The 16,455-nt window shown below is 35.1% G+C and carries 13 protein-coding genes; 10 read left to right on the top strand and 3 right to left on the bottom strand.

All coding sequences use genetic code 11. The annotated features are described in order from the left end of the window. Nucleotides 1-31 precede the first annotated feature (31 nt). Nucleotides 32-1,588, top strand: coding sequence for a PTS transporter subunit EIIC (locus tag NBE98_RS06630; RefSeq protein ID WP_250813834.1), 1,557 nt, complete (start codon nucleotides 32-34; stop codon nucleotides 1,586-1,588). Between the two features lie 69 nt (nucleotides 1,589-1,657). Then, nucleotides 1,658-2,989 carry a family 4 glycosyl hydrolase gene (locus tag NBE98_RS06625; RefSeq protein WP_250813832.1) on the top strand — a complete coding sequence of 444 codons (1,332 nt, stop codon included), beginning with the start codon at nucleotides 1,658-1,660 and terminating at the stop codon, nucleotides 2,987-2,989. Between the two features lie 54 nt (nucleotides 2,990-3,043). Here the strand turns inward: NBE98_RS06625 and NBE98_RS06620 are convergent, their stop codons facing one another. Next, complete coding sequence (locus NBE98_RS06620) at nucleotides 3,044-4,813, bottom strand: flavocytochrome c (protein WP_250813830.1); 1,770 nt, start codon at nucleotides 4,811-4,813, stop codon at nucleotides 3,044-3,046. A 378-nt stretch (nucleotides 4,814-5,191) separates the two neighbouring features. Here NBE98_RS06620 and NBE98_RS06615 point away from each other — a divergent pair, with 378 nt between their 5' ends. The 8 genes from NBE98_RS06615 (at nucleotide 5,192) to NBE98_RS06580 (ending at nucleotide 14,386) form a co-directional block, all read left to right on the top strand. Continuing rightward, on the top strand, nucleotides 5,192-5,632 hold the full coding sequence (locus NBE98_RS06615; RefSeq protein ID WP_250813828.1) for a MarR family winged helix-turn-helix transcriptional regulator: 441 nt from the start codon (nucleotides 5,192-5,194) through the stop codon (nucleotides 5,630-5,632). A gap of 45 nt (nucleotides 5,633-5,677) precedes the next feature. Continuing rightward, nucleotides 5,678-7,903, top strand: coding sequence for an ABC transporter ATP-binding protein (locus NBE98_RS06610; RefSeq protein ID WP_250813825.1), 2,226 nt, complete (start codon nucleotides 5,678-5,680; stop codon nucleotides 7,901-7,903). After that, on the top strand, nucleotides 7,900-9,774 hold the full coding sequence (locus tag NBE98_RS06605; protein WP_250813823.1) for an ABC transporter ATP-binding protein: 1,875 nt from the start codon (nucleotides 7,900-7,902) through the stop codon (nucleotides 9,772-9,774). Before NBE98_RS06610 ends, NBE98_RS06605 begins: the two co-directional genes overlap by 4 nt. Before the next feature lie 152 nt (nucleotides 9,775-9,926). After that, nucleotides 9,927-10,550, top strand: a complete 624-nt coding sequence (locus NBE98_RS06600) for an SGNH/GDSL hydrolase family protein (protein WP_250813821.1) — start codon at nucleotides 9,927-9,929, stop codon at nucleotides 10,548-10,550. A gap of 233 nt (nucleotides 10,551-10,783) precedes the next feature. After that, nucleotides 10,784-11,572 carry an SDR family oxidoreductase gene (locus NBE98_RS06595; RefSeq protein ID WP_250813819.1) on the top strand — a complete coding sequence of 263 codons (789 nt, stop codon included), beginning with the start codon at nucleotides 10,784-10,786 and terminating at the stop codon, nucleotides 11,570-11,572. A gap of 199 nt (nucleotides 11,573-11,771) precedes the next feature. Continuing rightward, nucleotides 11,772-12,767: an ABC transporter ATP-binding protein gene (locus tag NBE98_RS06590; protein WP_250813817.1), complete on the top strand. Its 996-nt coding sequence runs from the start codon at nucleotides 11,772-11,774 to the stop codon at nucleotides 12,765-12,767. Between the two features lie 40 nt (nucleotides 12,768-12,807). Continuing rightward, nucleotides 12,808-13,605 carry an ABC transporter permease gene (locus NBE98_RS06585; RefSeq protein ID WP_250813815.1) on the top strand — a complete coding sequence of 266 codons (798 nt, stop codon included), beginning with the start codon at nucleotides 12,808-12,810 and terminating at the stop codon, nucleotides 13,603-13,605. Then, entirely contained in the window at nucleotides 13,589-14,386 is a 798-nt protein-coding gene (locus NBE98_RS06580; RefSeq protein WP_250813813.1) for an ABC transporter permease, read from the top strand. Before NBE98_RS06585 ends, NBE98_RS06580 begins: the two co-directional genes overlap by 17 nt. A 146-nt stretch (nucleotides 14,387-14,532) precedes the next feature. On the opposite strand, the gene NBE98_RS06575 is transcribed toward NBE98_RS06580, so the two are convergent. Next, nucleotides 14,533-15,432, bottom strand: a complete 900-nt coding sequence (locus NBE98_RS06575) for a metallophosphoesterase (RefSeq protein WP_250813811.1) — start codon at nucleotides 15,430-15,432, stop codon at nucleotides 14,533-14,535. A gap of 39 nt (nucleotides 15,433-15,471) precedes the next feature. Further along, nucleotides 15,472-16,314: a DUF4474 domain-containing protein gene (locus tag NBE98_RS06570; RefSeq protein ID WP_250813809.1), complete on the bottom strand. Its 843-nt coding sequence runs from the start codon at nucleotides 16,312-16,314 to the stop codon at nucleotides 15,472-15,474. Between the last annotated feature and the right edge of the window lie 141 nt (nucleotides 16,315-16,455).

Here is a 16,455-nt window from a genome sequence, read left to right as displayed (position 1 = left end):
TTATTTTATATTTTAAATGGAGGAAGGCGAAATGTCTAAAAATTTTAGTCAGAAGATACAACAGTTTGGAAGAACTCTGTTACTTCCTATCGCAGTTATGGCGCCTGTAGGAATGGTGCTGGGTATAACTGGTGCACTTGTTCAATCTTATATGATTGCTAGGTTTCCGTTCTTAGGGAACCCAGTTCTTAAAACTATATTAACTAATTTGAGAACAATCGCTAGTGCAATTTTTGATAATATTCCATTACTATTTGCAATGGGTGTAGCTTATGGCATGAGCAAAAAGGATAAGGGAATAGCTGTATTTGCGGCAACAATAGGATACATTATTCTCATAATATCCATGAATGTATGGCTTACTGTTACTGGAAAGCTGGCACCGGCAGATGTAATGAGCCAGTTTGGGCAGATTAAAATTCTAGGAATACAGACCATGAATGTAAATGCCTTGGGTGGAATAATAACTGGTTTAGTTGCAGCATGGGCAACAGATAAATTCTACAAGCTTGAGCTTCCAATAGCTTTTGCATTTTTCTCAGGTAAAAAATCAGTTCCGATTATAACTATGGGAATAATGATGGTAATTGGTTTAACAATACCTTTCATATGGGAAATCTTCGTAGCGTTACTAAAGAAATTATCAGTAGTTTACTTAAGCCCTGTAGGACCATTCTTTACAGCAGGTGGAGAAAGATTATTTATTCCTTTTGGACTTCACCACGTATGGAATGCTCTGTTTAGATTTACAGAGGCTGGTGGAACTTATGTTATAAACGGAAAGACCTATGTAGGGGTTGTTCCTACTCTAAACGAGATACTATTTAACTTAGGACCAAACAGTGAATACTGGAGTATGATGCCTAAGTTAACTAGATTCATGGCTCAGCAGCAGATGTTATGTACACTATTTGCATTCCCTGCAATAGGACTTGCTATGTACAAAACAGCATACCAAGAAAATAAAAAGCTAGTTAAATCCTTAATGGTTACTTGTATATTAACTGCACTTTTAGGTAATGTTACAGAACCATTAGAATTCTCCTTTGTATTTATTGCGCCAGTTCTATACGTAGTTTATGCATGTATTATAGGTATCGGAGCTGTTGCCTTATCACTAGCTAATGTAGCAATAGGCTATATAAGAGGAACTATATTCGACTTTGCAATATTTGGATTGCTTTATGAAAATACAAATTGGATAGCTTTTGTAATAATAGGCTTGATTCTGGCTGTGGTTACTTACTTTGTGTTTACATGGGCAATATTAAAATTTGACCTAAAGACTCCAGGTAGAGAAGATTCACCATCAGCAGATAATACTCTTATCAAAGAAAAGAGATATGATGAGATTGCTAAGATTGTAATACAAGCATTGGGTGGAAGAGCTAATATTAAACACGTTGAGAATTGTATAACCCGTTTGAGAATAGATTTAGGAGAAGTAAATGTAGTGGATCGTAAAATGCTAGAGTCTTCAGGCTGCACGGGAATATTCTTCCCAGCACCAAAGCATATTCACATTGTTTATGGACCTTTAGTAGAATTCGTAAGAAACGAAGTAGATGATCAATTAGCAGCTATGTAAATAAGACATAATGGAGACGTGAAGATTAAGCATTTTCACGGACAGTGTAAGGAAAACAGGAGGATTGACATGAGAAGCAGCAATATAATAACAATAACTGGGGCAGGTAGTGGCAGAACTCCAGCATTAGTAGGAAGCTTAGTAAAATTAAAGGATAGATTTCCTTTAAAAAAGGTAATCTTTTACGATATCGACAACGAAAGAACCTCAAAAATGGAGGCTTATATAAGACTTGTATTAAAGACTTACTGCAACGAAACAGAAGTAGTATTTACAACAGATGCAGATGTAGCATATGAAAATACAGACTTTGTATTTTGTCAAATGCGTGTTGGAAAGAATGAAATGAGAAGTCTTGATGAAAAAATACCTCTAAAGTATGGCTTAGTTGGTCAGGAAACCTGTGGACCAGGAGGCTTTGCTTATGGTATGAGATCTCTTGGTGCGATGATAGACATGGTTAATCAGGTACGTAAGTATTCAAAGGATACTTGGATTTTAAACTATACAAATCCTGCTGCTATAGTGGCTTTAGGGTTGGATAAGGTTTTCCCTGATGATAAGAGAATCTTAAACCTGTGCGATCAGCCATACTCACTTATGCGCTCCTATGCTAAAATCCTAGGAGTTGAGCAGAAGGATTTAAGAGCAACTTATTTTGGATTAAACCACTTTGGGTGGTTTACAGAACTTAAGGATGTTAATGGAAAAGACTATTTTGATCAATTAAGAACCTACTTAAGAGATTATGACTTTAAGCCATATAATGCAGAGCAGCGTTCTAAGTCCTGGCTTGACACTTACTTAAGAGTGAACAAATACATGAAGCTATTTGATGAGTATGTACCAACAACTTATCTTCAATATTATTTCTTCCCAGAGGAAATAGTTGCTGAAAGTGATCCTAACTATACAAGAGCAGATGAAGCAAGAGACTCCAGAGAGAAGGAAGTTTGGGAAATATGCTCAAAGGCTGTTGGAGCAAAATCTATAGAGGATGTTGACCTTATAACTAACAGTGTATTTGGCGACTTAATGATTGAACTTGCAGAATCTATAGCTTATGATTTACACAATGAGTTCATCCTTATGAGCAGAAACAATGACATAATAACTAACTTTAGCAAGGATGCTATCGTAGAAGTAGCAGGTACTGTTGGCAAAGACGGCGCTCATCCTTATAAATATGGCGAAATTAAACCTTTCTATAAAGGTCTAATGGAAACACAACATTCCTATGAACTTCTAACAGTTGAAGCATTCTTAGAAAAAGATTATGTTAAGGCGCTTCAAGCTCTAACTTTAAATAGAACTATTGTTAATCCAGAGAAGGCAAAAACTGTGCTAGATGACTTGATGGAGAACAATAAAAACTATTGGTATCTAGAGAAAAAGAAATAAGTATTTGGTAAAGAAGAATGCTGTAGACCTAAGCCTACAGCATTTTTTTCTTAGCTATTTTCCTTCAGCAGCGTATTTTCCAGCAATTCTACCAAAGGTTACTATATCAGAAATAGCATTACCGCCAAGTCTGTTTGTTCCATGAATAACTCCTGTAACTTCTCCAGCAGCATAAAGACCTTCAATAACTTTTCCGTCTTTAGTCTTTACTTTAGCGTTAGTATCTATTACAAGTCCACCCATAGTATGATGAACAGATGGTACAGCCTTTTGTATATAGTAAGGACCTTTTTCAAGAGATACAAATTTTCCTCTATAGTTAAAATCTAAGTCTTTTCCAGTCTTTGCAAACTCATTAACTCTAGCAACTGTAGCCTTAAGAGTTTCAACAGGAATTTGGAAGTGTTTAGCTGCATCTTCTAAGGTTTCTGCCTTATATAATATGCCTTCTTTTACAAGTTCCTCATACTCATCTTTGTGAACGCTTATAGTTTTGCTTATATTGTCTATATCTTGATTCCAAAGCTGATAAGTGTATCCGCCTGATTGAGCTAATATAGCTTTAGATATAACGTCTCTTCTTTCTAGTTCTTCAACAAATCTCTTACCTTCTTGGTTTATAAGTATAGCACCATCAAATCTGCTGTCTGCAACTAGAGATATTAAGCCAGTTTTTGGATTTGAGATTGGATATGTTTGAATATATTCCATTCCCATAGTAGCAGCGTTTAGTTTTTCTGTCATAATTATACCATCACCTGTAGTACCAGGAGCATCAGTAGTTAAATATTTTTCATCCATTTCAGGATTGTATTTCTTTCTCATTTCAACATTAGAGCCGAATCCACCAGTAGCAATTATAACACCTTTTTTTGCCTTAAATACAAGGTCTTGTCCAGCAGCGTTCTTAGCTTTTACGCCCACTACTTTCCCGCCTTCAGTAATAAATTCTTCTGCTTTAGTTTGAAGCTTTATAGGTATTTTTAATTCATCAGCTTTAGATTTAAATTTTGATATCATTTCAGCGCCAGTATGGCCTTCTGGTATTAAGGCTCTCTTAACAGAGTGACCACCGAATTGGAAAAGCTGGTCTTCTAAAAATTTAACTTTTATATAATCCTTTAGCCATTCTGCAGATGCTAGAGCATTGTCAGTAAATATTTTTACTAACTCTGGAACACCCTTATTGTCTCCGCCCTTAATAGTATCATTATAGAATGTTTCAGCGCTATCATTGTTTATGTTTAGTTTCTTTTGAACCCAGTTTCCCGGAGCGTTCATTTCTCCACCAGAAATTAAAGTATTTCCTCCGATGGAAGGCATTTTTTCAAGAATAACTACGTTAGCTCCAGCGTTTCTAGCCTCTATTGCAGCACTAAAGCCAGCACCACCAGCACCTATAACTACTACATCATATTCTTGAGTCGTTTGCTTTTCCTTCTCAGGTTCTACTGATATTTTATCAGCAGATAAATTCAAACCTGCTTTTTTAAGAGCAGCTTGTACAGCATTTATGTATGCTTCACTAGTTGCAGTTGAACCGCTTACGGCATCAACATTAGCGTTGTTCTTATCTATCATAAGAGCCTTTATTTGGTTAAACACAGGTTCACTAAGAATAGGGTTTTCCTTGGTTTCTAAAACAGTTATATCCTTAATCTTTTGGTTTTCTACAGTAACCTCTACTTTTAAAGTACCGTGCTTACCTTGTCCTTCTCCAATATATTTGTTTGCTTTAGAGCTGGAAGAAGTACAACCTGTCATTAGAGTAAAAAGCATAGTTACTACTAATGATAAACAAAATAGTTTTTTTAGTTTTTTCATCATTCTGCCTCCTCAATTGTTTGTTAATTAACTAACATAAACCAAGCATAGTTTATCAGCATTTAAATTATAATGCAATAAATTTTGAATAAAATGAGGAATATTTGTTAAGAATTTGTGAAATGTTTATATAAACATAGCTGTTTAATTGTAAATTGCCACATTAATACACAGTATTTAATCGTGTGGAGAGCATAAATAAATGATATTAACAGTGCAGTAAAAAATATCTTAGTGTAATCGTTACATAGCGTCTTTGAACCATTGACATTATATAAGTAAGCGAGTAAAATATATTTTGTGTACGAAATATGGTAATGCGAATAGTACTAGCACGAATATTTCTAAACAAAAGAATTGAAAGAAGGTGTAGGTTCTGTGGAGGAAGTAAGTAAGGCGGTTAAAATCATTCAGTTAATGAAAAAGGTTACGAATGCTATAAAGCAAAGAATGGGCAATCACTTTAAGGAAATGAATTTGACTGGACCTCAGGGAATGTTAATGGGAACTTTAGCTCATAACGGAGAAATGAAAGTTAGTGAGTTAAGTGATAAACTTGGGTTATCTAATAGTACTGTATCTGGAATCCTAGATAGACTTGAAAATCAAGGTCTAGTAGAGAGAGTTAGAAGCAAGGAGGACAGAAGAGTAGTTTATGTGAAAGTTACTGATGAATTTATAAAACATTCTCAAAAACACTTTGATGAAATTAATAATATTATAGAACAGATGATGAACAAAGCTACTCCAGAAGAACTAGATATTATATTTAAGGGTATGGATACTTTACAAAAGGTTATGGATAGACAGGATGACTAGGTTTTTATCAAAACAAAATATTTTTAGCAAGGAGACGATACAACAATGTATAAATTGGCAAAATATTTAAAGCCATATATAGGACTGCTTTTAATTGCAGTAGTACTGCTTTTTGGGCAGGCTATGGCAGATCTTTCTCTACCTGACTATATGTCTAATATAGTTAATGTAGGGATTCAACAAAATGGTATTGAAAATGCTGTACCTGACGCCATTAGAGTAAGTCAAATGGATAAGCTTACAATATTTATGAATAATGAGGATAAGCAAGAAGTTTTAAAGAACTATACACTAATCGATAAATCAAACTCAGACTATGACAAATACCTTAAGAGCTATCCAGCGCTTGAGAAAGAATCAATATATGTACTTAATGATATTAAGGATACAGAAGTAGAAAAGCTTAATCCTGTGATGGGTAAGGCGCTATTAACAGTTACAGGCGTCGAAAAAATGAAGGAAAATGCTAAAGACGGCTTTATTGAATTCAATGGGAATAAGATCCCTGCAAGTACTGATTTGTTTGCAGTGTTTGCAAAGCTTCCTGAGGATCAAAGAGCTAAAATCTCTGAGGATTCAAATAAAAGATTTGAAGCTTTAGGAGATAAGATGATTATCCAAGGCGCCGCTGCTTCTATTAAGGAAGAATATAAAGCGCTTGGCATGGATACAGACAAAATACAAAGGAACTATATTCTTTTAGCTGGTGTTATCATGCTTGGAATATCCCTTTTAAGTGCTATAGCTACTGTAGCAGTTGGGTTTCTCGCGTCTAGAACAGCGGCAGGAGTTTCAAGAGACCTTAGAAAAGACGTATTTACAAAGGTTGAACAATTTTCAAACACAGAATTTGACAAGTTCTCAACAGCATCACTTATAACAAGAACTACAAATGATATCACACAAATTCAAATGCTTATAGTAATGGCTGTTAGAATGATAATATATGCTCCAATTATAGGTATAGGTGGAGTAATAAAGGCAATGAATAAGGCTGCTTCAATGTCTTGGATTATTGCCCTTGCGGTTGTAGTGCTTTTAGGTCTTATAGGAATAGTATTCTCAATGGCGCTCCCAAGATTTAAAGCAGTTCAAAAGCTTGTAGATAAACTAAATCTGGTTACCCGTGAAAGTTTATCAGGGATGATGGTTATTAGAGCCTTTAACACTGAAAAGTTTGAAGAGAAGAGATTTGACAAGGCTAATAGAGATCTTACAGGCACAATGTTATTTGTAAGCAGAATAATGATAACCTTGTTCCCTGTTATGATGCTTATCATGAATGGAGCTACCTTGCTTATAGTATGGGTTGGAGCTCACAGGATAGCAGAATCCTCAATGCAGGTTGGTGACATGATGGCATTTATGCAGTATGCAATGCAGATTATATCGGCCTTCCTGATGATGTCCTTTATGTTTATAATGATACCTAGAGCCTCAGTATCAGGGCAAAGAATATCAGAGGTTTTGGAGGTAAAATCTACAATTATAGACCCAGAAAAGCCTAAAACCTTTGGTGGAAAAGCAAAGGGTACTTTAGAGTTTAAAAACGTATCCTTTAGATATCCAGAAGCTGAGGAAGATATGCTTAAAGATATAAGCTTTACGGCTTTGCCTGGTCAGACTACTGCTATTATAGGTTCAACAGGTTCGGGCAAAACAACTTTAATTAATCTTATACCGCGTTTCTATGATATAACCAAGGGACAAATTTTACTTGATGAAATTGATATAAGAGAAGTTACACAGCACGAGCTTCGAGAGCAGGTTGGTTATGTGCCTCAAAAAGGTTTCTTATTTAAGGGTACTATTGAAACCAACCTAATGTATGCTGATGAAAATGCTTCAGAAGAAGAATTAAATAAGGCTGCTGAAATAGCACAGGCTATGGAGTTTATAGGTGAGAAGCCAGAAGGCTTTGATACTGAAATCTCACAAGGTGGAACAAACGTATCTGGTGGGCAAAAACAAAGATTATCTATTGCTCGTGCCCTTGTTAAAAAGCCTCAGATTTATATATTTGATGACAGCTTCTCTGCTCTAGACTTTAAAACAGATGCTAAGCTTAGAAAGGCTCTTAAAGAACAGACTTCAGGAAGTACTGTTATTATAGTTGCACAGCGTATATCAACAATTAAGAATGCAGAGCGGATTATAGTGCTTGATGAAGGTAGAATAGTAGGAAGTGGTACACATGATGAACTTATGAAGACATGTGATACCTACCAGGAAATAGCTTTATCACAGCTCTCGAAGGAGGAACTAGCATGAGTGAAAACCAAAATAATAACGTAAAGCCTCCAAAAGGAGGAGGAGGCCCCGGACATGGAGGGCCAATGGGTATGATGAAGGGCGACAAAGCGCGTGACTTCAAGGGAACCATGAAAAAACTTATAGAATATTTAAGCGTATATAAGTTTTCATTAATTACAGTATTTATATTTGCCGCAGCCAGTGCAGGTTTTGGTATTGCAGGACCGAAGATTTTAGGTAAGGCTACCACAAAATTATTTGAAGGCATAATGGGTAAAATAGCTGGCACAAGTGAAGGAGTAGATTTTGATTATATAGGAAGAATAATGCTTACACTTATAGTTTTATATGGAGTAAGCTCACTGCTAGCTTATATACAAGGCTGGATAATGTCTAATGTAGCCATGAAGGTAAGCTATGGCTTTAGAAAGGATATTTCAGAAAAGATAAACCGTATGCCTCTAAAGTATTTTGACGGCACAAACCATGGTGAGGTTTTATCTCGTGTTACAAACGACGTTGATACACTAGGCCAAACCTTAAATCAGAGCTTATCACAAATAATAACATCAATTACAACAGTAGTAGGTGTTCTTATAATGATGCTAAGCATAAGCTGGACAATGACTCTTGTATCACTTATCATACTGCCTATATCTATGATTCTTATAATGGCTATAGTTAAGAGATCACAAAAGTATTTTAAAGAGCAGCAGGATTATTTAGGTCACGTAAACGGTCATGTTGAAGAAATGTACGGTGGTCACCAGGTAATGAAAGCCTTTAATGGAGAAGAAAAAAGCGTTAAAGAGTTTGAGGTAAACAATAACAAGCTTTATGGAGTTGCTTGGAAGTCACAATTCTTTACAAGTATAATGATGCCTCTAATGGGGTTTGTAGGTAACCTTGGTTATGTTGCAGTATGTATAATGGGCGGATATCTAGCAGCAAAGAAATCAATACAAGTTGGTGATATTCAAGCCTTTATACAGTATGTACGCCAGTTTACACAACCAATTTCTCAAATTGCCAATATATCAAATATTCTTCAGCAAACCGCTGCATCAGCAGAGAGAGTATTTGAATTTCTTGCAGAAGAGGAAGAAGTTCCAGAAGCAGAGAACCCGGTTAAGCTTGATGAAGTACATGGAGCAGTTGAATTTAGAGATGTTCACTTTGGATATAATCCAGACAAGATAGTTGTAAATGACTTTTCAGCTTCAATTAAGCCAGGACAAAGAGTTGCTATAGTAGGTCCAACTGGAGCAGGTAAGACAACAATGGTTAAGCTTCTTATGAGATTCTATGATGTTAATAGTGGAGCAATACTTATTGATGGTCACGATATAAGAGAATTTTCAAGAAATGACCTTCGCTCAATGTTTGGCATGGTCCTTCAAGATACATGGCTTTATAATGGAAGCATTATGGAGAATATTCGTTATGGAAGACTTGATGCTACAGATGAAGAGGTAAAAAAAGCTGCAAAGGCAGCCCACGTAGACAGTTTTGTGCATACTCTTCCAGATGGTTACAATATGGTTTTAAATGAAGAAGCTTCAAACGTATCACAAGGACAGAAGCAGTTGTTAACTATAGCCAGAGCCATCCTTGCAGATCCTAAGATATTGATTCTTGATGAGGCAACAAGCTCAGTAGATACTCGTACAGAAGTGCAAATTCAAAAGGCTATGAATAATCTTATGAAGAATAGAACAAGCTTTATAATAGCCCACAGACTCTCAACAATACGTGATGCTGACCTAATTCTAGTTATGAATCATGGAGATATTGTTGAGCAGGGAACCCATGAAGAGCTTCTTGAAAAAGGCGGCTTCTATGCTAACCTTTATAACAGTCAGTTTGAAACATCAGAGATTTCAGCTTAGAGAATATGTAACTTATTTCCTAGGAAATAGATAACAATAAAGAGCTTTCCGTGATATTAATTTATATTATGGAAAGCTTTTTGTTTTTGGCAGGCAATGGTATAATGTGGATAGTTTATTAGTGAAGGAATATAGCAAAACAGGAGGATAAGATGAAAACTATAGTATGTTTTGGGGATTCGAATACTTGGGGTTATAATCCTGCAGGCGGAGCACGTTATTCAATGGAAGAAAGGTGGGGCAGCTTACTTAGGGAAGAACTTGGAAGTGAATATTTCGTTATTGAGGAAGGGCTATGTGGAAGAACTACTGTGTTTAATGATCCTATAGGAGAACATAGAAGTGGCAAGGAGTACATTATACCTTGCATTGAATCTCATAGTCCAGTTTATTTAGTTATAATACTATTAGGAACAAATGATTTAAAAAAGAGATTTTCACTAACAGCTGGCGACATTGCTAATGGAGCTGGAATTTTAGTGAAAATGATTCAAAGCAGTAATGCAGGACCGAATTGGAAAGCTCCAAAGGTTTTGCTAATAGCACCTCCTCCAATAAAGGAAGTAGGGGTATTTGCAGAAGCCTTTGAAGGTGGGGAAGAAAAATCGCATAAACTATCAGAGCGTTTTGAATCAGTGTCCAAGTTATTAGGTTGCGAATTCCTTGATGCTGCAAAAAATATTACATCAAGTGATATAGATGGAATACATTTGGAGGTTTCAGAACATAAACGATTGGCAGCTGCTGTAGCTAAAAAAGTAAGAGAACTTTTATAACAGTTTGCATAGTTGGTAGTGGTGAGTAAATAGATGTCACCCCCTTATTATGTCCAGGTGGAATAGTATGGATCAATATACAGATTGGATAAACATGAGTATCTATCGTTCACATTACTACAGCTGTAGTTGAAGGGATGATTTAAAAACTGGCCTGACACTATGGAAATTTATTACATAGTGTCAGGCTTTGTGCTACAATAAAAACAACTAATAAAATAGGGGGGGATATTATGAAAAACGTAGTAATTACAGGCAGTACACGGGGACTAGGGTTGGCTATGGCTAGAGAATTTCTAAAGGCAGGATGCAATGTAACAATTTCAGGTTCAAAACCAGATTCTTTTAATAGAGCAAAAGAGGAGCTTAAGGAGTTTGAAAAACAGTTAATTTTTATTTCTTGCAATGTGAGAGCTATATCTGATATTAAGAATCTATGGATTAAATCAGCTGAAAGATGGGGAGGTATTGATGTTTGGATTAACAATGCAGGACAAAATTGTCCTCGTGAATTTATGTGGGATACTGAAGAGAGTTATATAGATGCTGTTGTTGATACAAATATAAAAGGAGTTATGTATGGTTCTAAGGTAGCTGTAGAAAATATGCTTAAACAAGGGCATGGTCAGGTATGGAACATGGAAGGGCTAGGATCAAATGATATGATTATAGAAAAAACTATTTTATACGGCACTTCAAAACGAGCCCTCACCTACTTTACCAAAAGTCTTGCAAAGGAATTGAAAGATTCTCCTGTAAAGGTAGGTAGATTATCTCCAGGAATGATGCTTACTGAATTCATCACTAAATCACCAACAGGCGAACCTTCTTCGGTTACAGAAGACAATCAGTTTAAAAAAATATTCAACATTTTAGCAGATAAACCAGAAGCAGTTGCAAAGTTTTTTATTCCTAGAATCCTTGCTAATACAAAACAGGATGCACACCTAGAATGGCTTACCAATGTAAAATCTGCCCAAAGGTTTATGATGGCTCCTTTTAAAAAGAGAAAGCTAATATAAAAGGACGCTAAAAGTTATTGTAAAAACTTACATTTATGCTATAATATCAATAACGAGAGTGTATCTAGGGTTCCGATCAATAGATGTCTGGTCCGAGCGGTACAGGAGTTTATCTACACTTTTAGGAAAAAAGCCTAAAGGACGAGTCTCAAACAGGAGACTTGTGCTTTAGGCTTTACTTTTTTTAGGGGGGATTATTATGAGTATCATCAAGGTTAACAAGCTGCACAAAACCTTCAGAGTTAAAACAAAAGACCCTGGACTCAGTGGAAGTATTAAATCACTATTCTCACCAACATATAGAGATATAGAGGCAGTAAACAATATTTCCTTCGAGGTTGAGAAAGGAGAAATACTAGCCTTTATTGGACCAAATGGGGCAGGAAAATCAACTACTATTAAAATGCTCACAGGAATATTACACCCATCTTCAGGAAGCATTGAAGTATTAGGATTAAGCCCGTCACTTCAGAGGAAGCAATTATCCTTTAAAATAGGTACGGTGTTCGGACAAAAGTCTCAGCTTTGGTTTCATTTGCCGCCACTAGACAGCTTTAACTTGCTGGGTAATATTTATGAAATGGATAAAGTTAAACTTAAAAAGAGAATAGACTTCCTAAAGGAGATTTTTGAAATTGGGGATTTAATGGATGTACCTGTAAGAAAACTTTCTTTAGGACAAAGAATTCGTTGTGAGATAGCAGCATCAATCCTTCATGAACCAGAAGTTATATTTTTAGACGAGCCTACAATAGGCTTGGATGTAGTAGTTAAGCAGAAGATAAGAGAGCTCATTCTTCAGCTAAACAAGGAGGAGAGAACTACAATTTTTTTAACCTCACACGATGCAGGAGATATAGAGCAGCTTTGCAAGAGGGCAATAATTATCAATCATGGAGAAATTGTACTAAACGAAACTATTAAACGTCTTAAGTACGACTATTTAAATAAAAAGGAAATTCATATTAAATACAACCAACCTGTAATTATTGATAACCCAGGTATAAATATCATTAAGAACAAGGGAAATGCCTTGAAGGTTCAAGTGGATACCTCTAAGCAGGATATTGAAGAAGTATTGACTATGCTTATAAGGTATGGAAAGGTTAACGATATAACTATATCTGAGGCTCCATTAGAGGAAATCATATCACATATCTACCAGCAGAACAGGGAGATTACAGTTAATGATTGATAATCATTAAGTGCAAAAAAGGAATACAGGAGGGATAAGCATGAAGGCAATTCGTAAGTATGCAGAAGTTTCAAAAATAACTATGTCAAACAGCCTTGTTTACTTCTGGAACTTTTTAAGTAAAAATATATTTTTCGTATTTATCATGTTCATATATTTGATGCTCTGGAAAAATATCTATAGTCAAAAGGGGGATAGTCTAGGCGGTTTAACCTTAAATAAAATGATATGGTATTTGGTCGTTACAGAACTTATAACTCTTTCTAGGACAGACCTTTACAACCAAGTGAATGAAGATGTGAAAACAGGTAATATAGCTTATTTGCTAAATAAACCTTATAACTATGTACTATACTGTCTATCCTATTTTTTAGGTGAAATAGGCATGAAGCTTTTAACCAACGGTATAGTGGGGCTATCTATTGGGCTGATTTATGTTGGAACTCTGGAAAACTTTAGGTTTGTACATCTTCCATTTATAGTTCTTTCAATAATAGTCGGATGCATTATACATTTCTTTATCTATATAATTTTAGCTCTAACCTCTTTCTGGTTTGAGGAAAATAGTGCTTTCTTTTGGATTTATTCAAAGCTTGTTTTCACTTTGGGTGGAATGCTTATGCCAATAGACCTTTTCCCTAAATGGCTTCAAAGCATATCAAAGTATATGCCTTTTGCCTACGTAACTTATGTACCAGCAAAGCTTGCAGTAGATTTTTCCTTTGCAAGTTTTTATAGACAATTTTTCATTCAGCTAGTTTATTTAGCAGTAGCCTTTATGGTTGCTATGATCTTATATAGAAAGGGGGCAAAGAGCTTAAATGTTAATGGAGGTTAGAAAAAGTCTTAAGTTAATGTTTTACTATTTTAGATTTAATATTGCTTCTGTTATGGAATACAGAGTGAGCTTTCTTGTTCAGAGCCTTGGCATGGTATTAAACAATGCTGCCTTTATATTTTTTTGGTGGATATTGTTTAATAATGTTAACAGCATAGGAGGCTACGGCTTTAAGGATGTTATGATGCTGTGGGCATTATCCTCATCAGGTTTTGGAATATGCTTTGTTATTTTTGGAAACGTAGGTCAGATTACAAGAATGATATTAAACGGTGAGTTGGATACCTATCTTCTTCAGCCTAAAGACCCTTTGATTAACCTAATTTGTTCAAAAACTATAGTTTCAGCTTGGGGAGATACTTTATACGGCATAATCCTATTTTTTATAGTTAGAGGTATTGACGTTAAAGGTTTTGCATTATTTTTAACTTTTGCTATAACTGCAGGCATAATGTTTGCTGCAGTATTAGTAACCTTTCATGCCTTAAGCTTTTATGCAGGAAATGTAGAAGGCTTGGCGCAGCTCACAACTGAATTTTTAATAAGCTTCAGCATATATCCGGAAGGGATATTTAAAGGGGGGCTTAAATATGTGCTTTATACTTTAATTCCTGCTGGCTTTATGGTATATATTCCAGCTAGAGTTATAAACGAGTTTAATCTAGTATTACTTTTAGAAGTTTTTGGAGTAGCATTATTATGGATTATCATAGCTTATTCAGTATTTTACAGAGGTCTTAAGAAATATGAATCAGGAAATCTAATAATTAATAAACTTTAGAAATAGTAGCTTCAGTTTATATTTTATGGTATGTGTGGATTACTATAAGAAAAGGAGAAAAGTATATAAAGCTTCAACATTTCTTAGTCAGTAATTGAAGGTGCCTGACCCTGTCACAAAGCTTTATTGGGTCAGGCACTTTTTCATTATTTATATATATCAAAGTACTTTGTTAGTTTGGTAGGTCCTTCCAATATATCTCGTCCTATATACAATGTGCCGTCTTCTTTTGTCTTTACGTTCCATTTAACAAGTGCTATTGTCCCCTGTGATATCTCTAGTGCAGTTATGCATCTAGGGTGGACCGAGCTACCGGCATTAAAGTAAGGCGGCTTGCCTACTTTAGGAAATACTGGTCTGTGAGTGTGACCTGCAATAAGCATAGTCTTTTTCTTTTTTGCCCACTCAATAAGTTTTTTCTCAACAGCAACTTGCTGATCATAATTTTTTGCCGTATTTGTCGGATCATTAATTCCTAGAGAAGAAAGTGGTTCCCAGAGAGTTTGGCATAATAATCTGCCCAAATACCACATCTTATCGTTTAAAAATTGGCCTTGATGTCCGTGTGCCAAAAGGATTTTATCATGTGTAACCGTATATTTTAAAACTAGTCCTTCATGAATCTGTATATTTTCAAATAAAGGAACAGTTTTTTTTTCATGCTCATTATAGTACTCATATAAATTATTTTTAACAAATTTACTACTTTTCTTAATTATATCGTGATTACCAAAGATAAAGTGGAGTCTTCCTTCTTTATAAAAGTTAGACAGATACCAAAAGATATGGCTATATTCTCTCTTAATCTCAGAAAAATTGGTGCTTTTCCATAGTTCATCCCCATCACCAATTTCAATATAAGTGAAGTTTTTGTTATAATAATTTTTCAGTGCTACAAAATAAAGATTTTGATTTTTTGAAAATGCGTCTGACAATCCACCTGTTCCCCTATGACAATCGCTCATTAAAACGATTTTTGAGGAGTCATCAAAAGGAATTTCTACAGAGCTTTTAAATATTTTAGTTATGCGTTTAAATGTGCTCATTATCTCACCTCGAGAAGGTATCAAAGCTTAGATGTTTGATTAATCATTCTTTTTTTGTTTAATTAAATTTTTAAAGCTTTTGTAAACTTCAGGACATTGTACAATAACTATCGCTAATTTATCTGTTAACCAATCAACTGGTCTAGCTATACCGTTATACTTGTCGCATAAATACTTATTCTTTTCTTGTATTATCCAATCTGTTAACCAAGTGCGGGTATAAGGCTGAGCGGTATGAGGCTTATTAAAGGTGAAGCTTACAGTATTTTCTTTTATATCAATTTGTTTATTTAGATAACCTGTTTTCCTTAGTGCTTGTACAAATGCTTTGCACATTTCTTCATCTTTTAAAGTAATTGTTACTTTCATAATCAGTTCTGAGGGCTTTGAAAACTCGGCCAGCTTAAATCCTGTTAGCCACCAGTGGGTATCATCCCTTTCAAAGAGGACCTTTCCATTCTTTATTAATACAGCATTCATATGAAGCATATCTTCATCACTTGCACAGTGGTAAAAGAGATTTTTATAAATTATAGGAATGTTTAAGTTTTTGAAGTCAGAGGTGTAAATTCCTATTTCACAACCAGTTACCATGTCATATTGGCCTTTCCAAATTTCGATAAGCCACTTTTTTCCTCCATATTCAAAATAGAAGGGTTCACAATCTACAATCATTCCAGTGACTGCAGCTGATTCATCATATAAGCGACAGTAGCCCATCTTCCTCTGCCATGCATCCTGAGTAGAGTAAAACATATCCTGTTTTATATCATAAGCGTAGCCGAAGGTTGCTATAGACTTGTCCAGAAAATCTTTATCTTCTGGCTCTTTTCCGTTGTGAATCTTAGCAATTGCAATTAGAGACTTTAAGCCGAGAAACATAAAAATACCTCCTAGAAATATAGTTTTTTTATATACTATTCACAGTGTGCCAAATGTGCTATAGTAAACAGTTGGTGTTTATTGACGAAAAAGAGAATATAAAAGATATGTTGATAGTTGAGAGATATGGTAAAATATAAC

The organism is Clostridium swellfunianum, assembly GCF_023656515.1.
GTDB classification, from domain to species: Bacteria; Bacillota; Clostridia; order Clostridiales; family Clostridiaceae; genus Clostridium_AT; species Clostridium_AT swellfunianum.
The sequence above is the reverse complement of the archived record's forward strand: the minus strand, read 5'-3'. Positions and strand labels throughout refer to the sequence as shown.